Origin of the sequence: Streptomyces sp. NBC_01006 (genome assembly GCF_045162725.1) — a bacterium.
Taxonomy (GTDB): Bacteria; Actinomycetota; Actinomycetes; order Streptomycetales; family Streptomycetaceae; genus Streptomyces.
This window is the reverse complement of the sequence record NZ_CP108700.1, coordinates 1,914,189-1,934,874: the sequence shown is the minus strand read 5'-3', so window position 1 is coordinate 1,934,874 and position 20,686 is coordinate 1,914,189. Positions and strand designations below refer to the sequence as shown.

Below are 20,686 nucleotides of genomic sequence, written 5' to 3'. Positions count from 1 at the left end.
AAACCGCAGGTGGAGCAAGTGGTGCCGGTGTTGCGGATACTGCGTGCGCGATACTGGGATTGAACCAGTGACCTCTTCCGTGTCAGGGAAGCGCTCTCCCGCTGAGCTAATCGCGCGGGGATCCTTGCGGACCAGGTCCTTACGGACCAGTGGACGATACTGGGATTGAACCAGTGACCTCTTCCGTGTCAGGGAAGCGCTCTCCCGCTGAGCTAATCGTCCTTGGAGGTGGAGACGGGATTTGAACCCGTGTAGACGGCTTTGCAGGCCGTTGCCTCGCCTCTCGGCCACTCCACCATGGAGCTGGTAGGGGTTCTCGGGAAGATCCCCCACTTCGAGCGGACGACGAGACTCGAACTCGCGACATCCACCTTGGCAAGGTGGTGCTCTACCAACTGAGCTACGTCCGCAGGTCACCGTGTTCGCTCCGGGGTTTTCCCCCTTCGCTCCCTGGCGACGTGTTGAACTCTAGCGGATTCCCCGGCCAGCTCAAAAACGCGTTTCCGCAGCGTGCTGCCACTCGATCACCACCGGTCACCCGGCGGTCACCTCACCGGCGCCGCGGCGTCACCGGTCATAGACTCGCAGCCGTGCACGACCTGCTTCCCCTGGCCCGCTTCGGCGGCCTCCTCGCGACCGACCTCCGAGACGTCACCAGCGACCCCTCCGCCCTCGACTCGACGGGCTTCTGGGCGGTCGCCGCCGACTTCGAGGGTCGTCTGGTCTGCGCCCGCTTCGGCGACATACGCCCCGACCCCGTCCCGGCGCCCGTCCCGGGGGCCTGGCGCGGCCCCGCCGCCGACCAGTGGTCCTCCTCCCTCGACCGCGCGGCCTACACGGCCGGCGTACGCCGCATCCGCGAATACATCGCGGCCGGCGAGGTCTACCAGGCCAACCTCTGCCGCGTGATGTCCGCGCCGCTGCCCGACCCGGACCGCGCCGACGTCGACGCCCTCACCGCCCTGCTCGCCCGCGGCAACCCCGCCCCGTACGCAGGAACGATTCGGCTGCCGGCCCACGGCGTCGAGATCGCCACCGCGTCCCCCGAGCTGTACCTGCGCCGGGCCGGCCGCCACGTGGAGTCCGGCCCCATCAAGGGCACCGGCCGCACCGCCGCCGACCTCCTGCCCAAGGACCACGCCGAGAACGTCATGATCGTGGACCTCGTACGCAACGACCTCGGCCGGGTCTGCGCCACCGGCTCCGTCTCCGTCCCCGAGCTGTGCGCCGTCGAGGAGCACCCGGGCCTGGTCCACCTGGTCTCCACCGTCAGCGGCGAACTCGCCGAGGGCGCCGGCTGGCCCGAGCTGCTCGCCGCCACCTTCCCGCCCGGCTCCGTCACCGGCGCCCCCAAGTCCTCCGCGCTGCGGATCATCGAGGCGCTGGAGACCGCCCCCCGCGGCCCCTACTGCGGGGGCATCGGCTGGGTCGACGCCGACCGCGGCACCGCCGAGCTGGCCGTCGGCATCCGCACCTTCTGGATCGACCGCCGGCGCCCGGGCGGCCCGAGCCTGCTCTTCGGCACCGGCGCCGGCATCACCTGGGGCTCCGACCCCGATCGCGAATGGGCCGAGACGGAGCTGAAGGCCGCCCGGTTGCTCAGGGTAGCGTCGGGAACCCATGAGGTGACCGGCACCCCTGGGTGAGCGGAGGGATCGTACGGTGAGGATCTGGCTCGACGGCGCGCTGCGGGACGCCGACAGCGCACAGGTGTCCGTCTTCGACCACGGGCTGACCGTGGGCGACGGAGTGTTCGAGACGGTGAAGGCGGAGCGCGGCGCCGCCTTCGCCCTCACCCGCCACGTGGACCGGCTGACCCGCTCGGCCCGCGGCCTCGGACTGCCCGACCCCGATCCGGACGAGGTGCGCCGGGCCTGCGCGGCCGTCCTGGAGGCCAATCCGCTGCCGCTCGGCCGCATGCGCATCACGTACACGGGCGGTGTGTCCCCGCTCGGATCCGACCGCGGCGACGCAGCCCCCACCCTCGTCGTGGCCGTGGCGGAAGAGATCCGCCGGCCGGACACCACCGCCGTGATCACGGTGCCCTGGGTCCGCAACGAGCGCTCCGCCGTGGCCGGCCTGAAGACCACCTCGTACGCCGAGAACGTCGTCGCGCTGGCCGCCGCGCACCGCGCCGGGGCCTCCGAGGCCCTCTTCGCGAACACCGTCGGACGGCTCTGCGAGGGCACCGGCTCCAATGTGTTCGTCGTCCTGGACGGGGAGCTGTACACGCCGCCCCTCGCCTCCGGCTGCCTCGCCGGCATCACCCGGGCCCTCGTCGTGGACTGGGTCGGCGCCAAGGAGGCGGACCTGCCCTTCGAGGCGCTGGAGCAGGCCGAGGAGATCTTCCTGACCTCCACGCTGCGCGATGTGCAGGCCGTCCACCGGGTCGACGGGCGGGCCGTGGCCGCGGCCGTGCCGGGGCCGGTCACGGCCGAGGCGATGCGGATCTTCGACGCGCACGCCGGGGCGGACCTGGACCCCTGAGCCGGGTGACCGGTGCGACGCGTGGGACAGGTGGGACGGGCGGGGCCGGGGAAGGGGCAGCGCCCGAACCGCCCGTTTAATGGCTGTCGCACGGGGCCGCAGGGCGGGTAGAACACGAGTGATGACCACCACCCTGCGGCCGAGCGGGCCGCTTCAGCAGAGCACCGGGGGCGCGCGGTCGCGCCCGTACGAGATCCGGGTCAACAGCAGGCGCGTCGGCGCGCTGCTGGTCGCCTGCGACACGCCCTTCGGGCCGACCGTCGGCGAGATCCGGGATCTCGCCGTCGACGAGCCCGACCGGCGGCGCGGCCGCGCCACGGTCGGGGCGCTCGCCGCCGAGGAGGTGCTGCGCGGCTGGGGCTGCCGCCGCGTGCGGGTCTCCGTGCCCGCGCAGTCCCCGGGCGGACTGCGGATGGCCCAGGCGCTCGGGTACACCGAGTACAGCCGCAACATGGCCAAGGACCTCCCGGCCGAGCCGCCCGAGCTCCGGCAGGGGGTCGTCGGGCGACCCATGACGCAGGCCGAGTACGAGGTCTGGCTCGTCGCGGCGATCGAGGGCTACGCCGCCGACTGGACCACCCGCGGCATGCCGCAGGAGGCCGCGCGGGCGAAGGCGGTGGCCGACCACGAACGGGCGCTGCCCCACGGACTGGCCACCGAGGGCACCACCCTGGCCGTCCTGGAGGCGGACGGCGTCCGCGTCGGCCACGTGTGGGCGGCGCCGAACGGAGAGGGCGCGTACGTCTTCGACGTCGCCGTCGCCGAGGAGCACCGGGGCCGGGGCCACGGGCGCGACCTGATGCTCCTCGCCGAACGCGCGGCCCTCGCCGGGGGCCACCGCGTCCTCGGTCTCAATGTCTTCGCGGGCAACACCCCGGCCCTGCGGCTGTACGAGTCCCTCGGCTACCGGACGACGAACGTCAACTACGCCAAGGACTTGCTCTAGCCGTCGGCAGCTAGCTAGGCGTTCTCCGCCAGCAGGCGGTCCGCGATCTCCTCGATGCGGGTGCGCAGGCCGTCCTGGCTCTTGCCGCCGTCGAGGCGCTCGCCGTCGATGACGTACGTCGGGGTGCCGGTCACGCCGATGGCCTTGCCCTCGGCCTGGTCGGCGTCGACGATCAGGATGTGCCGGCCGTCGATCAGCGCGGTGTCGAACTCCTCGGCGTCGAGGCCGAGTTCACGCGCCACGTCCAGCAGGACGGCCTCGCCGCGCTCGCCGAGCTCCGCGGTGCGGGCCAGTACGGCCTCCACGTACGGCCAGGCCCGGCCCTGCTCGGCGGCCTCCTCGGCGGCCTGCGCCGCGGCGAAGGCGTGCTTGTGCTTCTCCAGCGGGAAGTGGCGCAGCCGGATGTCCAGCCGGTCGCCGTAGCGGGCCCGCAGGGCGCGTACGTCGTCCAGGGCGCGGTGGCAGTCCGGGCACTGGAGTTCGCACCAGACGTCGAGGATCACGGAATCGGTCATGGGTCCAGTGTCCCAGCCGCCGGTCGAGCCCATCGAAACGCACCCCTGTCGCGCCCCCGCCGCGCCCCCTCCCGGACCCCTTCGCGCACCCCCTGAGGAGGAGGCGCGACCCCGAGATCTCCCGGAGATCGGCGCCGGGTCCACTCGGGCCATGGCCGCTGCGGTGGTGACCGGTGCAGGATGGAAGGGACAGATCGCCCACCCCTGGAGGACCGCATGCTGGCCGAGACCATATGTTCCGCGGTGTCCGCGGCGGGCCTGGGCATCGCCGCGGTGACCGCGTACCGCAAGCGCTTCCTCACCGCCACGCGGATCGCGGCGTACGCGCTGGTGCCGGTCGCCCTGGTGCTGACGGGCCTCGTGGAATGGGCGTCCAAGATCGTCTTCGACCCGACCGTCTGGGCGGGCTTCGGGCTGCTCGGGCTCTCCTGGGTGCTGTTCATGACCACGCGCGCCATCGAGCGGCGCCGGCTCGGCGCGGGGGAGGAGCCCGCCAAGCCCGTCAAGCCGGCCAAGGCCCCGAAGGCGGCCAAGGGGAGCCCCGCGCAGGAGGCCGTGGCCCCGGCCGCGTCCGCCCCCTCGCTGGGTCAGGGCGCCCCTCCGCAGCCGGCGTCCCGCCAGGCCCCCGCCACTCCTGCGGACGACTTCTCCGACATCGAAGCGATTCTGAAGAAGCACGGCATCTGAGCTCGGGAGCGGTATCGCCGCGGGCCTGACAAGAAGGGGTGAACTCCCGCGTAAAGGCTGGCGTGTTGGGGGCCGTTCGCGCGCACCCTGCGCGATCATCGCCCGGACATGCTCGACACATCGCAGGGCGACCCGCCGGTTCCCGCACCGGCCCCGGTCCCCGCCCCCGTCGCCGACGAGCCGCGAGGCTGCCTCTTCGCGCTCTCCCAGCCGCCCCTGATGATCTTCCTAGGGGTGATCGGCACCCTGTTGCTGCTGGCCGCCGTTCACGACCTCTTCCTGCTGTGAGCCCTACTGCGCGTCCGGCTGTGCGTCCTGCTGGGCGTCCGGCTCCGCAGGCCCTGCGTCGGCCTCCTTGCGTCGCGCCCGGTACGCGGCCACGTGCAGCCGGTTCCCGCAGGTCCGGCTGTCGCAGTAGCGCCGGGAGCGGTTCCGGGACAGGTCCACGAAGGCCCGCCGGCAGTCGGGGGCCTCGCAGCGGCGCAGCCGCTCCTGCTCGCCGGAGACCACGATGAAGGCCAGCGCCATGCCGCCGTCGGCCGCGAGGTGGTCGCCCAGCGAGGCGCCCGGCGCGAAGTAGTGGACGTGCCAGTCGTAGCCGTCGTGGTCGGTCAGCTGTGGGGTGGTGCCGGCGGTCGCCACCAGCTCGTTGATGAGCCCGGCCGCGGTCCGCGGGTTGGGCGCGCCGAAGACCTGGGCGAACTTGCCGCGGACCGTCCGTACGCCGGAGAGGTCGCGGGCGCCGAGCTCGCCGATGTCGCTGATCTTGTACTCGCGTACGAATTCGCGCAGTGAGCCGACGTCCGCCAGTCCGTCGGGGTGGTCCGTCTCGGCCGCGGTGTTCACCAGCGCGACGACGACGTCGAGCGCGCGACGGGTGTCGTGGGGAATCTGCACGGGGTCGCTCCCTGGGGGCCGGGCCTGCGGCGACGGACCAGTGCCGCCGCTGGGGGCCGACTCTAGCCGTGACCGGCCGGAACCGGGAGGGACCCCAGTGACGGACGCGTCACCAGCGGCGAGGTGGACCCCGCCACGCACACCGGCGCCGCCCTTGCGGACGGCTTCCGCAAGAACAGCGCCGGCACTGCCGTATGAGGTTTTCGTCCAGCCCGCACCGTCGCCCCGAGTCGGACGGTGCGGAGTGGCCCCCGGCGCGTGCCGGGAGGTGCTCCCTGAGGGCCTGGCTCAGCTTTCGGCCAGGATGTGGGAGAGCTCCTTGTCGAGGTCGAAGTGCCGGTGTTCGGTCCCGGGTGGAACCGCGGCGTCCGTCCGCTTGAGGAACGATTCGAGTGCGCGGGCGGGTGCTTCGAGCAGTGCTTCTCCCTCCGGTGAGCTCAGGGCGATGCAGACGACGCCCTGACCGTGGCTGCGGGACGGCCAGACGCGGACGTCTCCGGTTCCGGTGGGCCGGTGGAGGCCCTCAGCGAGGAGGTCTCGGGCGAAAACCCACTCGACCGTCTCCTCGGCGCCGGTGTGGAAGGTGGCGTGCACGGCGTAGGGATCGGCCGTGTCATACCGCAGGCCCGCCGGGACAGGCAGTGAGGACTCGCTCGACACAACGAGGCGCAGGTGCAGCTCGCAGCTGACCGTGGTGTTCATAAGCGCCAGGGCCTTTCGCTCAGTGTGCGCTCGGGGATTCGCACGTCGGCGAAATCGACATGCCACCTACGGTGCCGTTGTAAACCCCTCTGACCGTTTTGCGGACCTCTGGGTCCCTCGGACGGCGGATCCAAAGCGCCATTCACGTGTGCTTCCGGCTCCGGTAGATTCGAGCTCATGAATACGGGGAGTGACCGCGGGGCCCAAGAGTCCCCAGCCGAGTCCGAAGTCGAGTCCGCAGCCGACGACGCCACTCAGCAGACCACGGAAGAAGCGCCGCACGTATCGAAGGCTCCCGCCTTCATCAAGTCGCGCCGCACCCTGCACATCAGCTGGCAGGTCGGCGTCTTCATCGTCGGACTCGCCGTGATCGGCGCGGGCGTCGCCATGCTCGTCCTGCCCGGCCCCGGCTGGGTCGCGATCTTCGCCGGCCTGGCGATCTGGGCCACCGAGTTCGCCTGGGCGTCGCTCGTGCTCCGCTGGACCAAGCGCAAGGTCACCGAGGCCGCGCAGAAGGCGCTGGACCCCAGGGTCCGCCGCCGCAACATCATCCTGACCAGCGTCGGGCTCGTGATCGCGGGCGTGCTGATCGGCTTCTACCTGTGGAAGTACGGGCTCACGATGCCCTGGGACCTCAAGGACCAGTGATGGTCGGGAACCACCGCTGACATGGGGTAATGTTTGCGGTGCGTCCGGGCGATTAGCTCAGTGGGAGAGCACTTCGTTCACACCGAAGGGGTCACTGGTTCGAACCCAGTATCGCCCACCCGGACCAAGGGCCCGGAGACTTTCACCGTCTCCGGGCCCTTGGCGTTTCCCCGTTCCCGCCGCTACCTGAGCCGGCCGAGCGCCGCCCGCAGCCGACGCGCGTCCCGCAGCCGCTTCTCGTACGTCGCCCCCACCACCAGGAGCAGCAGCCCCGCCAGCGCCGGCGGCAGCCAGCGCGGCAGCGCGTCGACGACCTGGACCACGTACGGGGCCAGCTCGTGCAGGGCCACCACCGCGAGGGTGGCGCCGCCGAGCAGCAGCGGGGCCTGGAGCCGCCGGTGCGCGCCGAGCAGGGTCACCGCCAGCGCCGCCAGGCCCAGCAGCAGCGGCCGCAGCCAGTGCGGATCGCCCCAGGCGGCGAGCAGGCTCGGCAGCAGCGTCGCGCCCAGCCCCGGCCCGTACGCCGTCCACGACGAGGCCTGCCCGTCCCGGCGGCGGCGTACGAAGCCCACCGCCAGCGCGGACACCGTCACCGGCAGCGTGTACGCCTCCGGCACCTGCACCCCCGACGCCGACAGGCGGATCCACGTCGCCGCCACGAACAGGGCTCCGGCCGCCCAGCCGAGCCCGCGCCGCTCCGCCCGTACCGCCGCCCCCGCGCAGACCACCCCGGCCAGCGCGCACACGAGCGCCGCCCGGGCCGGCTCCCAGGGCCAGCTCGCGAGGAGCAGGGCCACCGCACCGACCGCGCCCGCCGCGGCCTCCGCAGGGAGCCGCACCCGGCCCAGCCGCGGGCCGGCCGCGGCCACCGCCGCCGGGACCGTCAGCAGCGGCAGCGCCCACCAGGACACCGCGAGCCCCCACAGCGCCCCCAGGGCCGCCGTCAGTGCCGCCGCGTACCCGACGGCCCCCGCCGCCGCCCCGGCCCGCACGGGCAGCGGAGCGGGCCGCCGCGCCGCCCCCGCCGCGCAGCCCGCACCGAGCAGCCCGAACACCGCGAAGGTGGCAGTACGGCCGTCCAGCGCGGCCACCGACAGGTTCAGCGCCCCCACCACCGCGCACACCGCGGCCGCATACCCCGGACCGCGCCCGAGCCGCAGCGCGCACACCCCGGCCGCCGCCGTCACCGCCAGCTGGGCCGCGAGCACCGCCGCCACCGGCAGCCCCGACAGCAGCGGCGCCGTGAACAGCCCCGCCCAGCCGAGCACCACCGCGATCACGCCCGGCTCCGGGCGCGGCAGCACCCGGGCCAGCCACCCGGCCGCCCCCGCGGCCAGCAGCAGGGTCACCGCGGCCGCCGGGCCCGGCCCGTACGCGTCCCGGGACGGGGTCGTCGCCGCCCACACCTCGCCCAGCACCCCGACCCGGGACCCCAGCGAGCCCACCGCCGCCACCAGCGCCGACAGCGCCGCCAGGGCGGCCACCCCCGCCCCGGCCCGCGCCAGGCCGCGCCGGACCGCCGCCGGGAGCATCCTCGCCCGTACCGCAGCCAGCAGTGGCAGGGCGAGCAGCAGGAACACCACCACGGCCCAGTCCCGCGCCAGCAGCGGCCGGACCGGGCCGCCGAGCGCCGCCACCCCGGCGAGGGCGCCCACGACCGAGGCCGCCATCGCCGAGGGCTCCCGCCAGGCCACCGCGACGCCCAGCGCCGCGCAGGCCGCCAGCAGCAGCGCCGGACCGGCCGCCGCCCCCGCCGAACCCGCCTGCGCCATCTGCGACAGCCCGCTCAGCAGGGCGCCCGCCCCCAGGACGGCCGCGCTCAACGCCGGCGGGCCGAACACCGCCGCCCGCGCCCGGGCCCCGGGCACCAGCAGTACGAGCGCCGCGTCCAGCGTCGCCGTCGCCAGCAGCGCCCAGCCGCACCCCACCGGCCCCGCCGCCGCGGCCACCGCCGCCAGCGGCAGCGGGAGCTGCGCCGTCAGCACCGCCGCCGGGAGCGGGACCACCAGCCCCGGCAGCACCCGGGCGTACCCCGCCCACAGCGCCGCAAGTACGGCCGCCGCCCCCGCCGCGTACGCCGTGCCGTCGGTCCGCGGCGTCGCGACCGCGTACACCGCGTACGCGTCCAGCACCGTCAGCAGCAGCCCCACCGCCGCCACCGACTCGGCCGTCGACCGCAGCCCGCGGCGCAGCAGCAGCGCGGGCGTGCCCAGCGCCGCCGCCGTCACCACGGCCAGCACCGCGCTGCGCCCGGCGATCCCCAGGGACCCCCAGCTGACCAGTGTGAACGCCAGCGCGGCCACCGCGAGCAGCACCGCACCCAACGTCAGCAGCACGTTCTGCGCACCGGGGCCCGAGGTCTCCTGCGGGCGGGCCGGGGAGACGGAAGGGGCCTGCGCCCAGCCGTTCGGTGCCGGCAGCCGCAGCAGCCAGTCCCGCCGGGCCAGCAAGTAGCTGCGCCGGGCGTCGAGTTGAGCCAGCTCCCGGTCGATGAGCGCCAGCTCGCGGTCGGGTGGCAGCGGTATGCCGGGTGGTGGTGGAGTCGCCATGTTCCGGAGTGTGGCGCCCGTCACGCCGTCAGGACATGGGTGCGCGTACTCAGATCCGCGCTGAGTACACGGGAGTACGCGGCCGTACCCACGGAAGGGTGGATACGGCGGAGCGGGCCCCGCGCGCCGCCCCGCCGGTCCAGACTGGGGCCATGGACCGCAGCCGCCTGGACCGCTGGAACCGCTACCGCTTCAGCACCGTGTGGGACCTCGACGCCCCGCCCGCGCGGGTCTACTCCGTACTGGAGCAGGCCGGCGACTACCCGCGCTGGTGGCCCCAGGTCCGCGCGGTCGAGCAGATCGACGGGCAGGGCGACCACGTCGGGTACAACGGCACCCTGCTCATCCGCTCCCTCCTCCCGTACGAGATCCGGATGACCGCCACCGAACTGCTCCGCGATCCCGGGCTCGGCCTCCTGGAGGCGGCCCTGCACGGGGACATCGAGGGCTGGGCGCGGTGGACCGTACGGGCCCGCCGGGGAGCGGGCGGCCGCGGGACCCGGGCCCTGTACGAGCAGGAGGTCGAGGTGCGCAGCCCCCTGTTGAGGCGTCTCTCGGTGCCCGTGCGGCCCGCGTTCCGCCTCAACCACGCCCTGATGATGCGGGCCGGACGGCACGCGCTCGCGGCGCGCCTGGCCACCTCGCCGGAAGCGGTTTGAACCAGACCCCGTGCCTCTTGTATTGTTCAACCCGTTCCCGGGCGATTAGCTCAGCGGGAGAGCACTTCGTTCACACCGAAGGGGTCACTGGTTCGATCCCAGTATCGCCCACCGGGTCAGGCCGGTCCGTCTCACGACGGGCCGGCCTTCCGCATGTCCGGGGCCCGTTGCCCGCGTGTTCGTCCCGGGCCGTGGCCTACGCCGCCGCCGGCAGTTCCGGCCGCAGCGGCCAGTGCGGATCCACCGACTCCGGCGTCCCCTGCCGCGCGAACCACGCCTGCAGCCCGCGCGCCTGCGCCGCGTGCCACACCGCCTGGAGCGTGTGCAGCTCCGCCGGGGACAGCCGCTCCAGCCGGGCCGCGAACCGGCGCCCCACCGCCCGTACGACCTCCAGCGAGGCCAGCGCGTCCGCCGCCGCGTCGTGCGCGCCCTCCAGCTCTATCCCGTAGTGCGCGCACAGGTCCGTCAGCGTCCGGCGGCCCTTGCGGTACCGGTCCAGGTGCTTGTCCAGCACCCGCGGATCCAGCACCGTCAGCGGCCGGTTGTCCAGATACCGTGCCAGCGTCGACGCCCGGTGCCGGCGCAACTCCCGGTCCAGCAGCGTCAGATCGAACGGCGCGTTCATCACCACCACCGGCCGGCCCGCCACCAGCTGCTCCCCGAGCGCACGGGCTATCTCCTCCACGACCGGCGCCGGCCACCGCCCGTTGCGCTGGAGGTGCTCATCGGTCAGACCGTGCACTTCCGTGGCCCCGGGGGGCACCGGAATCCCGGGATTGACCAGCCAGCGGGTGGAGCGGACCCGGCCGCCCGCACACTCCTGCACGATGAGAGCGGCGGACACGATCCGGTCCTGCTCCACGTCCACCCCGGTCGTCTCCGTGTCGAATGCGGCCAGCGGCCCCTCATACCAGCGCGTCATGGCGAACTCCTCGTTCCCGATCGGCAGTCGGGGCGCACCCGGGCGCCGCCGCCTCGGAACGTGCCACCCCCGCCCGCATCGGTGATACCCGGCCTGTTTGCGCCGTACGCCGTTTGCGGGCGGTCCGGTGCGGAGACAACTTTCCTGGGGGACCGCACACATGACCGGTCGTCACCCCACCCACCACACCACCCTCATTCGGCAGAGCCCGGAAGGCATGGGGAGCCGGCCATGGCGCTCGCGCAGCCCGAACCGGGCGGGATGCTGCAGGGGAGGACCGATCCGCGGAACGACGACCGGACCGGACCGCTGCGCGGCACGCTCGCCACCACCGCCTGCATGGAGACCCTCCAGGTGGGATACCTGCACGCCGTCGCGGCCGCGGCCGGCTGCTCGCTCTCCCAGCCCTTTCCGGACAACGGCATCGACTGGCAGGTCAACCACGGCGCGCCCGAGCACGTCGTCGACGACGAGGTCACCATCAAGGTGCAGCTGAAGGCGACCTACCAGGTACCGCCCAGACCGGCGGGGCCCACGTTCGCCTTCACCCTCGACAACGAGCACCTGGTGAAGCTGGCGCGCACGCCGGTCGCCGTCCACAAGATCCTCGTCGTGATGCTCGTCCCGCGAGAGCGCGACCAGTGGCTCGCCGCCGGCCACGACCGGCTCGACCTGCGGCACTGCTGCTACTGGACCAACCTCGCCGGGCACCCCGTGACCGGCCGGCGCCGGACCACCGTACGGATCCCGACCTCGCGGATCTTCGACGACCGGGCGCTGTGCGAGATCATGACCCGGGTCGGGTCGGGAGGGACACCTTGATGCACTGGCACTCACCGAACCTGGAACCGCTGAGGTCCCCGTCGGAGTACGGGGACTTTTCGGACTCCGGGACGCCCGATCCCGCACACGTCGACCCGGCCGTACTGGGGGCCCTGCTGCACCGGCACGGCTGGCAGCGCCGGGGCGGGGCCGCCGGGCGGTACGGACGCTGGACGCCGCCGGCCCCGTACGGGTCGGCCGGCGGGGGGAGCAGCCTCCTCGTCCCCGAGAGCCGGGCCTTCCCCGACTGCTCCGACCTGCTGGAGGAGGCGCTGACCGCCCTCTCGCGCAGCGCGCTGCCGTCCGCGCGGGAGGTGCTGTACGGACTGAGCGTGCCCAGCGACGAGATCCGCTGGGAGCGGCGGATCCCGGAGGGACCCGAGGGACCGTACGGGCCGCAGGGCGCGGCCGCGTGGACCGTGCAGGAACAGCTCCGCTCGGCCGCCCGGCAGCTCCTGCTGGCCGGGGCCCTCGCGGACCGGGCCAGGGCCGGGTACTACGGGGCCCGCCACCGCGGCCAGGCCGAACGCGCCCTGGACGGGGTCCTGGTGGGGCCGGCCCCCGGCGGGCGCCGGCTCACCGCGTACGTCCCGGTGGACGGCGGGCGGGGCACCGTGACCCGGCTGCACCACGCGCTGCACGCGGCCCGGGAGGCCGTGGACTACCGGCGGGCCACCGGCGGCATGGAAGCCTTCGACGCGGCGGTCGAGGCCGGGGTCAGCCGGGAGCTGGCCGATGCGCTGATCGCGCTGGTGCGCGGCTCGGAGGGGGCCCGGATCGCACTGGCCTGGGCGCCGGCGGCCGGGGTCCCGGCGGGCTGCGCGGCACGTCCCGAGCCGGTGGAGTTCTCGCCCGGGGATCTGCCGGTGCTCCGGGAGGCGGCGGCGCGCTACACCCGCGACGAACCGGCGGTGCCCGTACGGGTGGCCGGCGCGGTGGTCCGGATGCGGCGCTCGGCGCCGGGCGGCGGGGGCACGATCCGGCTGCGCGTCCTGGCGGGGGCGGAGGTGCCGTACGTACGGGCGGTGCTGGACGAGGAGGCGTACCGGGTGGCGGGGCACGCGCATCTGGTCGGCGTGCCGATCCGGGTGAGCGGGCGGCTCCAGCGCCGGGGCGGGTTCCGGCGGCTCACGGACGCCACCGACGTGAGCCCGGTCCCGCTGGACGAGGTCGAGCGCGACCGCCTGATGAAGTCCCTGGACGAGTCCCTGGACCCCGCGGACGTCCTCCCGACGGACGACTGACCGACCCCGCCGCCGCCCGCCGTCCGCTCCGGCCCGCAGGCCCGGGGCGGCGGAGGCTTAACCGTTTCGCGGGTGAGCCGCTCGGCTCGGTACGATTCAGGCGCGCAGTGTTCGCTCGCGCACCCCCTGAGTCAGGAGAGACCGGTGTCAGACGTCCGTGTGATCATCCAACGCGATTCCGAGCGGGACGAGCGCGTGGTGGCCACGGGCACTACGGCGGCCGAGCTCTTCGCCGGCGAGCGCACCATCGTCGCCGCGCGCATCGCGGGTGAGCTGAAGGACCTCGCGTACGAGGTGAAGGACGGCGAGACCGTCGAGCCGGTGGAGATCTCCTCCGAGGACGGCCTGAACATCCTGCGCCACTCGACCGCGCACGTCATGGCCCAGGCCGTGCAGGAGCTCTTCCCCGAGGCCAAGCTGGGCATCGGCCCGCCGGTCCGGGACGGCTTCTACTACGACTTCGACGTCGCCAAGCCCTTCACCCCCGAGGACCTCAAGGTCATCGAGAAGAAGATGCAGGAGATCCAGAAGCGCGGGCAGAAGTTCGCCCGCCGCGTGGTCTCCGACGAGGCGGCCCGCGAGGAGCTCGCCGACGAGCCGTACAAGCTGGAGCTCATCGGCATCAAGGGCTCCGCGTCCACCGACGACGGCGCGAACGTCGAGGTGGGCGGCGGCGAGCTGACCATCTACGACAACCTCGACGCCAAGACCGGCGAGCTGTGCTGGAAGGACCTCTGCCGCGGTCCCCACCTGCCCACCACCCGCAACATCCCGGCGTTCAAGCTGATGCGCAACGCGGCCGCCTACTGGCGCGGCAGCGAGAAGAACCCGATGCTCCAGCGCATCTACGGCACCGCCTGGCCGTCGAAGGAAGAGCTGAAGGCCCACCTCGACTTCCTCGCCGAGGCCGAGAAGCGCGACCACCGCAAGCTCGGCAACGAGCTGGACCTCTTCTCCATCCCGGACGAGATCGGCTCCGGCCTGGCCGTCTTCCACCCGCGCGGCGGCATCATCCGCCGGACCATGGAGGACTACTCGCGCCGCCGGCACGAGGAAGAGGGCTACGAGTTCGTCTACTCCCCGCACGCCACCAAGGGCGCGCTCTTCGAGAAGAGCGGTCACCTGGACTGGTACGCGGAGGGCATGTACCCCCCCATGCAGCTCGACGGTGGTACCGACTACTACCTCAAGCCCATGAACTGCCCGATGCACAACCTGATTTTCGACGCGCGCGGCCGCTCGTACCGTGAGCTCCCGCTGCGCCTGTTCGAGTTCGGCACCGTGTACCGGTACGAGAAGTCGGGCGTCGTGCACGGCCTGACCCGTGCCCGCGGGTTCACCCAGGACGACGCGCACATCTACTGCACCCGTGAGCAGATGGCCGAGGAGCTCGACCGCACCCTCACCTTCGTGCTGAACCTGCTCCGCGACTACGGTCTGACCGACTTCTACCTGGAGCTGTCGACCAAGGACCCGGAGAAGTTCGTCGGCTCGGACGAGGTCTGGGAAGAGGCCACCGCCGTCCTCCAGCAGGTCGCCGAGAAGCAGGGCCTCCCGCTGACCCCGGACCCGGGCGGCGCGGCGTTCTACGGCCCGAAGATCTCCGTGCAGGCGCGCGACGCCATCGGCCGTACCTGGCAGATGTCGACCGTCCAGCTCGACTTCAACCTGCCGGAGCGGTTCAACCTGGAGTACACCGCGCCCGACGGCTCCCGCCAGCGCCCGGTCATGATCCACCGCGCCCTGTTCGGCTCCATCGAGCGGTTCTTCGCCGTGCTGCTGGAGCACTACGCGGGCGCCATGCCGCCGTGGCTGGCCCCGGTCCAGGCGGTCGGCATCCCGATCGGCGACGGGCACGTGGAGTACCTGCAGGAGTTCGCCGCCGAGGCGAAGAAGAAGGGCCTGCGCGTCGAGGTGGACGCCTCTTCCGACCGGATGCAGAAGAAGATCCGCAACCACCAGAAGCTCAAGGTCCCGTTCATGATCATCGTCGGTGACGAGGACATGGCCGCGGGCACCGTCTCCTTCCGCTACCGCGACGGTTCGCAGGAGAACGGCATCGCCAAGGACGAGGCGCTGGCCAAGCTGGCCAAGGTCGTCGAGGACCGCGTCCAGGTCTGACCGGCGCAGCGGCTCGTCAAGGGGCCCCGGGAGAACTTCCGTCTCCCGAGGGCCCCTCTTCCTCGCCCTCCCGACGGAAGGTCTGGATCAGCCAGGACGAGAAGGAACCCGTCACGGCGCCCAGCAGGGCCAGGCCGCAGGCCATCAGCCCGACCGCGATCAGCCGTCCCTCCGGGGTCACCGGGGCCACGTCGCCGTAGCCGACCGTCGACAGCGTCTGGCACACGCACCACACCGCGTCCCAGAACGTCTGGATCGGCGAGGCCGGGTCCTGCCGCTCGACGTGGTACATGCCGAGCGAGCCGGAGAAGCCGAGCAGCAGCGACGAGAGACCGGCGTACATGATCACGCGCGGGTAGAGACTGCGACGCGGGCGGTCGTGCTTGGCCTGGACGGCGTCGTGGACCTTGATCATGCGCAGCGGCCGCAGGGTCGGCAGCAGGACGACCAGGGCGTCCAGCCAGTGCAGGCGGATGAAACGCCGTGGCCGCTGGCGGCTGAGGACGAGCCGCACCAGGAAGTCCACGATGAAGCAGAGCCAGGTCACCAGGACCACGACGGTCGCGATCTGCCGCCAGAGGCGGTGGGCGTCGGTGGCCAGGACGCGGACCGCGTACCCGGCGAGGAAGATCAGTGAGGCGTAGAACAGGGGCAGCTCGGTACGGCGCTCCCAGACTGCGTCCCCGGTCTCGGCTTGTTCGCGCATGGGCCCAGCATCGCGGGCCCGGTACCGGTCCCTGCCCCGGCGACACGCCCGCCGGGGGCAAGGTCATATGCTGCATCCCATGACGACTGAGCCGGAGCAGCAGATCGGTGTGGGCACGCAGGACGCGTTCCAGCGTCTGTGGACGCCCCACCGGATGGCGTACATCCAGGGGGAGAACAAGCCGACCGGTCCGGAGGCCGGGGACGGCTGTCCCTTCTGCGGGATTCCGGAGATGTCCGACCAGGACGGCCTGATCGTGGCCCGGGGCAAGCACGTCTACGCCGTGCTGAACCTGTACCCGTACAACGGCGGCCACCTGATGGTCGTTCCGTACCGGCACGTCGCCGATTACACGGAGCTCGACGCCGCCGAGACGGCCGAGCTGGCCGAGCTCACGAAGCGGGCGATGGTCGCGCTGCGCAAGGCGTCCGGGGCGCACGGCTTCAACATCGGCATGAACCAGGGCGCGGCAGCGGGGGCCGGCATCGCGGCGCACCTGCACCAGCACATCGTGCCCCGCTGGGGCGGGGACACGAACTTCATGCCGGTCGTCGGCCACACCAAGGTGCTGCCCCAACTCCTCGCGGACACCCGCCAGATGCTCGCCGACGCCTGGCCCACCGACTAGGACGACGAGCAGGACGACGACCGGCGGGTCCCGGGGCCGCGGATCGGCCCCGGGACCCGCCGGCTACGCGTCGTAGGCGTCCGCCTTGCGCGGGGCGGCGTCCTGGACGAGCCCGCTGACCATCATCGAGCGGTTGGTGAAGCGCTCGATGTCGGCGCCGTTCTCCTCCAGCACCCGCAGCGCCGCCGCGTGCACCGCCCGCAGGACCGGAGTCGCGGCGCGCAGGGCGTCGTCGGCCATGAAGCGGTGGCGCCAGGGCTGGCCCGCCCAGACGTGCCGCAGGCCGAAGGGCTCGGGCAGGACCAGCTTGCCGCCGAAGAATTCGAGGATCGGCGGGAACCAGGTCAGCGGGGCGCGGACGGCGAGGCGGACCACTTCCTGGGCGTCCACCAGCGGCAGGGGCCGCTCGACGGTCTCCCAGAACCGGATGGACTTCGGCACCTCGACCTTCGGGGCGGCCGACTTGCTGGTGAACAGGCCGTGCACCGGCCCGAGCGCGTGGCCGGTCACCTCGACGCGCAGGGTCTTGTACAGCACGGTGACCGTCACCAGCATCGTGATCACCAACTGGCCGTCCCAGAGCGGGTACTGGATGCCGAGGTAGTGCCGGTTGCCGCCGCTGAACTGCTGCTCGTTGCAGATCCGGGTGATCTCGTGCGGCTTGACGAGGAAGGTGTCCACGTCGGCGCCGGTGGGGCGGGCCACCTCTCCGGCGCCTTCGCCGACCGGGGTGACGATCCAGTGCTGGATCGAGGCGGGCGGCAGGCCGCCGGTGTGCAGCGGGCCGCGCTCCAGCTTGCGCAGTTCGGTGTCGATCGCTCGTATGACGTCCCAGCTGCGGAACGGGTGGATCTCCATGCCCTCGGTCTTGGGCGCGAGCTCCTCGGCCATCTGCCAGCTGCCCCAGCGGGTGCCCATGCCGAGGATGCCCTTGGGGCCGGCGTAGAAGACGGAGTTGCTGCGGTCCTCGGCCGTGAGCTTGGCGAGCGAGTGCCGCAGGTCTTCCCGGGCCTTCTCGTCCGGGTTGCCGGGCACCGCCTCCGGGATCTTGGCGCCGATGCCGCTGCCGGCCAGCAGTCCGTCCCAGCGCGAGCGCAGGTCGGTGGCGGTGGCCTCGCAGATCCGGCGGGCGAGGAGCCAGCCCACGGCGGGGGCGATGATCATGCCGCGCAGATAGAGGCCGAGGAAGCCGGTGAACGGCAGCCGGAACATCAGCACGGCCGCCACGACGGCGACGCCCACGAGCAGCAGGGTGCCCAGCCAGGACGAGCGCTTGCCGTCACCCTTGGCCAGCGTCTTGCGGAGCTGGAACAGACCGAGCCACAGCAGGAGGCCGGGCAGGAAGACGACGCCGGCGACGAGCATGATCAGGCGCAGCTTGCGGTCGCGCTCCTTGCGGATGCGGGAGGCGGCCAGGCAGTGCTCGACGACGGTCTGCGGGTCGAGGCCGAAGGACTGGATGAGCGGTTTGCGGCCGGCGCCGAGGGTGCGGGCCTCGACGGCGCGGCAGAAGGCCTCGCCCAGGTTGGGCTCGAAGAGCGAGATCTTCGGGGGTTTGACCGTGGACTTGTGGTACTCGTTGTCGGCTTTCGCGATGTCGGACAGCTTGGTGTCCTTGCCGCCGTCCCGGTACGCGGCCGACGCGAGGGCGTTGGTCGCCGCCGTCTGGCCGCCGCCCCCCTGGAGGGGGACCTGTGCCCCGGGCCTGAAGTCGAATCCGTCGTCCGCCACCGTTGCCCCCATCGCTGTGCGTTGTGCTCTTTTGCCGCGCAGATGAGCCTATCGGCGTATCTCTTCCCATGGTCATGGGACAGGGAAATGCCGCCCACCGCAAGCGGCTTGGGTGGGCGGCTCCTGGCGCTGTGTCAATCAGGTTCCCTTCTCGGCCTGTTCGCGCATCTTGTCGGCGATCTGGGGCGGCATGGGCTCGTGGCGGGCGTAGGCGCGGGTGAACCGGCCCGTGCCGTGCGACACCGAGCGCAGTTCGACGGCGTACCGGCCGATCTCGATCTCGGGGATCTCGGCGCGAACCCGCGTACGGCCGGAGCCGGCCTGTTCGGTGCCGACCACGCGGCCGCGGCGGCCGGCGAGGTCGCTCATGACGGGGCCGACGTACTCGTCGGGGACGAGGACGGCGAGCTCGGCGACCGGTTCGAGGAGGTGGATGCGGGCCTCGGCGGCGGCCTCGCGCAGGGCGAGCGCGCCGGCGGTCTGGAAGGCGGCGTCGGAGGAGTCCACCGAGTGCGCCTTGCCGTCGAGCAGGGTGATGCGTACGTCGACCAGCGGATAGCCGGCGGCGACCCCGCGGGCGGCCTGGGTGCGTACGCCCTTCTCGACGGACGGGATGAACTGGCGGGGCACGGCGCCGCCGACGACCTTGTCGACGAACTCGATGCCGCTGCCCGGCGGGAGCGGTTCCACCTCGATCTCGCAGACGGCGAACTGGCCGTGCCCGCCGGACTGTTTGACGTGGCGGCCGCGGCCGGCGGCCTTGGCGCCGAAGGTCTCGCGCAGGCTCACCTTGTGCGGGACGGGGTCGACCTGGACCCCGTAGCGGGTGCGCAGCCGTTCGAGGGCCACGTCCTGGTGGGCCTCGCCGAGGCACCACAGGACGACCTGGTGCGTGTCGGGGTTCTGCTCCAGCCGCATCGTGGGGTCCTCGGCGACGAGCCGGGCCAGGCCCTGGGAGAGCTTGTCCTCGTCGGCCTTGCTGTGGGCCGCGATGGCCAGGGGGAGCAGCGGGTCGGGCATCGGCCAGGGCTCCATGAGCAGGGGCCGGTCCTTCGCCGAGAGGGTGTCGCCGGTCTCGGCGCGGGTGAGTTTGGCCACGCAGGCCAGGTCCCCGGCGATGACCTGGGTGAGGGTGCGCTGCTGCTTGCCGAAGGGGGAGGTGAGGGCGCCGATCCGCTCGTCGACATCGTGGTCCTCGTGCCCGCGGTCGGTCAGCCCGTGGCCGCTGACGTGCACGGTCTCCTCGGGGCGCAGGGTGCCGGAGAAGACGCGGACGAGGGAGACGCGCCCGACGTAGGGGTCGGAGGAGGTCTTGACGACCTCGGCGACGAGGGGCCCGTCGGGATCGCAGGTGACGGCCGGTCGCTCGGCGCCGTCCGGGGCGGTGACGGCCACGGCGGCGCGCTCCGGCGGGGTGGGGAAGCCGCCGGTGATCAGTTCCAGGAGTTCGACGGTGCCGAGTCCCTGGCGGGCGCCGTCGGCGGCGGGGGCGGGGGCGGCCATCAGGACGGGGTGGAAGGTGCCGCGGGCGACGGCGCGCTCCAGGTCGTCGACGAGGGTCTTGAAGTCGATGTCCTCGCCGCCGAGGTACCGGTCCATGAGGCTCTCGTCCTCGCTCTCGGCGATGATCCCCTCGATGAGGCGGGAGCGGGCGTCGGAGATGAGGGCGAGCTCGGCGGGCTCGGGGTCGCGCTCCACGCGCTCCCCGGAGGTGTAGTCGTACACGCGCCGGGAGAGCAGGCCGAGGAGGCCGGCGACCGGGGTGTGCCCGTCGGGGCCGGGAGGCCCGTACAGCGGCAGGTAGAGCGGGATGACGGCGTCGGGGTCCTCGGCTCCGAAGATCTCCCCGCAGACGGTGGTCATCTGTGCGTAGTCGGCGCGGGCTGCCTCCAGATGGGTGACGACGATGGCGCGGGGCATGCCGACGGCCGCGCACTCGTCCCAGAGCATGCGGGTGGCGCCGTCGATCCCGTCCGAGGAGGAGACGACGAAAAGGGCCGCGTCCGCGGCGCGCAGACCGGCCCTGAGCTCGCCGACGAAATCGGCGTATCCGGGGGTGTCCAGGATGTTGATCTTGATGCCGGCCCATTCGACCGGGACGAGGGACAGCTGTACGGACCGCTGCTGCCGGTGTTCGATCTCGTCGTAGTCGGAGACGGCGGTGCCGTCCTCGACCCGGCCGGCCCGGTTGACGGCGCCCGCCGTCAGGGCCAGGGCCTCGACGAGCGTGGTCTTGCCGGCTCCGCTGTGGCCGACCAGCACGACGTTCCGCAGTGACGACGGGCGGTCGGCCGTCGGTGCCCTGCCGGCGGCTCCGGCTTGGTGTGATGTGGCTCCCATGATGCTCGTGCCTCCCGGTGTGACGGTGAGGAGGTTGAATCGGGGTCCTTCGAGCTTTGCACCGGCGTCACACTGCGTCCAT

The 20,686-nt window shown here is 72.8% G+C and carries 19 protein-coding genes and 6 tRNA genes; 13 read left to right on the top strand and 12 right to left on the bottom strand.

Annotated elements, in window-relative coordinates; all coding sequences use genetic code 11:
* Window positions 1-44 precede the first annotated feature (44 nt).
* The 4 genes from OG509_RS08745 to OG509_RS08730 form a co-directional block, all read right to left on the bottom strand.
* Window positions 45-116, bottom strand: a tRNA-Val gene (locus OG509_RS08745).
* A 34-nt stretch (window positions 117-150) separates the two neighbouring features.
* Window positions 151-222, bottom strand: a tRNA-Val gene (locus tag OG509_RS08740).
* A 1-nt stretch (window position 223) separates the two neighbouring features.
* A tRNA-Cys gene (locus OG509_RS08735) sits at window positions 224-297 on the bottom strand.
* Between the two features lie 40 nt (window positions 298-337).
* A tRNA-Gly gene (locus OG509_RS08730) sits at window positions 338-410 on the bottom strand.
* Window positions 411-590: 180 nt separating this feature from the next.
* Here OG509_RS08730 and OG509_RS08725 point away from each other — a divergent pair.
* The 3 genes from OG509_RS08725 (at window position 591) to OG509_RS08715 (ending at window position 3,433) form a co-directional block, all read left to right on the top strand.
* Window positions 591-1,646 carry a chorismate-binding protein gene (locus tag OG509_RS08725; RefSeq protein ID WP_387290198.1) on the top strand — a complete coding sequence of 352 codons (1,056 nt, stop codon included), beginning with the start codon at window positions 591-593 and terminating at the stop codon, window positions 1,644-1,646.
* Window positions 1,647-1,662: 16 nt separating this feature from the next.
* Window positions 1,663-2,487, top strand: a complete 825-nt coding sequence (locus tag OG509_RS08720) for an aminotransferase class IV (protein WP_406181469.1) — start codon at window positions 1,663-1,665, stop codon at window positions 2,485-2,487.
* Between the two features lie 121 nt (window positions 2,488-2,608).
* On the top strand, window positions 2,609-3,433 hold the full coding sequence (locus tag OG509_RS08715; RefSeq protein WP_406181468.1) for a GNAT family N-acetyltransferase: 825 nt from the start codon (window positions 2,609-2,611) through the stop codon (window positions 3,431-3,433).
* A 14-nt stretch (window positions 3,434-3,447) separates the two neighbouring features.
* Here OG509_RS08715 and OG509_RS08710 read toward each other — a convergent pair whose 3' ends face one another.
* A complete protein-coding gene (locus tag OG509_RS08710; protein ID WP_385584518.1) occupies window positions 3,448-3,948 on the bottom strand; it encodes a DsbA family protein in 501 nt (166 codons plus the stop codon).
* A 180-nt stretch (window positions 3,949-4,128) separates the two neighbouring features.
* On the opposite strand from OG509_RS08710, the gene OG509_RS08705 reads away from it, so the two are divergent.
* Window positions 4,129-4,635, top strand: a complete 507-nt coding sequence (locus tag OG509_RS08705) for a hypothetical protein (RefSeq protein WP_406181467.1) — start codon at window positions 4,129-4,131, stop codon at window positions 4,633-4,635.
* A 108-nt stretch (window positions 4,636-4,743) separates the two neighbouring features.
* On the top strand, window positions 4,744-4,923 hold the full coding sequence (locus OG509_RS08700; protein WP_030157343.1) for a hypothetical protein: 180 nt from the start codon (window positions 4,744-4,746) through the stop codon (window positions 4,921-4,923).
* A gap of 3 nt (window positions 4,924-4,926) precedes the next feature.
* On the opposite strand, the gene OG509_RS08695 is transcribed toward OG509_RS08700, so the two are convergent.
* A complete protein-coding gene (locus OG509_RS08695) occupies window positions 4,927-5,532 on the bottom strand; it encodes a CGNR zinc finger domain-containing protein (protein WP_406181465.1) in 606 nt (201 codons plus the stop codon).
* A 288-nt stretch (window positions 5,533-5,820) separates the two neighbouring features.
* Window positions 5,821-6,234 carry an SsgA family sporulation/cell division regulator gene (locus OG509_RS08690; RefSeq protein ID WP_030011909.1) on the bottom strand — a complete coding sequence of 138 codons (414 nt, stop codon included), beginning with the start codon at window positions 6,232-6,234 and terminating at the stop codon, window positions 5,821-5,823.
* Window positions 6,235-6,411: 177 nt separating this feature from the next.
* Here OG509_RS08690 and OG509_RS08685 point away from each other — a divergent pair, with 177 nt between their 5' ends.
* Window positions 6,412-6,882, top strand: a complete 471-nt coding sequence (locus OG509_RS08685) for a TIGR02611 family protein (protein ID WP_406181463.1) — start codon at window positions 6,412-6,414, stop codon at window positions 6,880-6,882.
* Window positions 6,883-6,928: 46 nt separating this feature from the next.
* Window positions 6,929-7,000 (top strand) — tRNA-Val (locus OG509_RS08680).
* 64 nt (window positions 7,001-7,064) lie between these two features.
* Here the strand turns inward: OG509_RS08680 and OG509_RS08675 are convergent.
* Window positions 7,065-9,431, bottom strand: a complete 2,367-nt coding sequence (locus OG509_RS08675; protein ID WP_406181461.1) for an SCO7613 C-terminal domain-containing membrane protein — start codon at window positions 9,429-9,431, stop codon at window positions 7,065-7,067.
* 152 nt (window positions 9,432-9,583) lie between these two features.
* On the opposite strand from OG509_RS08675, the gene OG509_RS08670 reads away from it, so the two are divergent.
* Window positions 9,584-10,090 (top strand): SRPBCC family protein, encoded by a 507-nt coding sequence (locus tag OG509_RS08670; RefSeq protein WP_406181459.1) that lies wholly within the window; start codon window positions 9,584-9,586, stop codon window positions 10,088-10,090.
* Window positions 10,091-10,129: 39 nt separating this feature from the next.
* Window positions 10,130-10,201: transfer RNA gene (locus OG509_RS08665), tRNA-Val, on the top strand.
* A gap of 85 nt (window positions 10,202-10,286) precedes the next feature.
* Here OG509_RS08665 and OG509_RS08660 read toward each other — a convergent pair.
* Window positions 10,287-11,012, bottom strand: a complete 726-nt coding sequence (locus OG509_RS08660) for a 3'-5' exonuclease (RefSeq protein WP_406181457.1) — start codon at window positions 11,010-11,012, stop codon at window positions 10,287-10,289.
* Between the two features lie 231 nt (window positions 11,013-11,243).
* Between OG509_RS08660 and OG509_RS08655 the strand changes: the two genes are divergently transcribed.
* From OG509_RS08655 to thrS, 3 genes are all read left to right on the top strand, one after another.
* A complete protein-coding gene (locus OG509_RS08655) occupies window positions 11,244-11,834 on the top strand; it encodes a DUF4365 domain-containing protein (RefSeq protein WP_406181455.1) in 591 nt (196 codons plus the stop codon).
* Window positions 11,834-13,078 (top strand): hypothetical protein, encoded by a 1,245-nt coding sequence (locus OG509_RS08650; RefSeq protein ID WP_406181453.1) that lies wholly within the window; start codon window positions 11,834-11,836, stop codon window positions 13,076-13,078. The genes OG509_RS08655 and OG509_RS08650 overlap by 1 nt, the downstream gene beginning before the upstream one ends.
* 144 nt (window positions 13,079-13,222) lie before the next feature.
* Window positions 13,223-15,199, top strand: a complete 1,977-nt coding sequence (gene thrS, locus OG509_RS08645; RefSeq protein WP_403737618.1) for a threonine--tRNA ligase — start codon at window positions 13,223-13,225, stop codon at window positions 15,197-15,199.
* Window positions 15,200-15,215: 16 nt separating this feature from the next.
* Here thrS and OG509_RS08640 read toward each other — a convergent pair whose 3' ends face one another.
* Entirely contained in the window at window positions 15,216-15,905 is a 690-nt protein-coding gene (locus tag OG509_RS08640; RefSeq protein WP_406181451.1) for a potassium channel family protein, read from the bottom strand.
* Window positions 15,906-15,972: 67 nt separating this feature from the next.
* Between OG509_RS08640 and OG509_RS08635 the strand changes: the two genes are divergently transcribed.
* Complete coding sequence (locus tag OG509_RS08635; protein WP_406181449.1) at window positions 15,973-16,533, top strand: HIT family protein; 561 nt, start codon at window positions 15,973-15,975, stop codon at window positions 16,531-16,533.
* Window positions 16,534-16,596: 63 nt separating this feature from the next.
* On the opposite strand, the gene OG509_RS08630 is transcribed toward OG509_RS08635, so the two are convergent.
* Window positions 16,597-18,264, bottom strand: coding sequence for a hypothetical protein (locus OG509_RS08630; RefSeq protein ID WP_406181447.1), 1,668 nt, complete (start codon window positions 18,262-18,264; stop codon window positions 16,597-16,599).
* Window positions 18,265-18,402: 138 nt separating this feature from the next.
* Window positions 18,403-20,604, bottom strand: coding sequence for an elongation factor G-like protein EF-G2 (locus OG509_RS08625; protein ID WP_406181446.1), 2,202 nt, complete (start codon window positions 20,602-20,604; stop codon window positions 18,403-18,405).
* Window positions 20,605-20,686 lie beyond the last annotated feature (82 nt).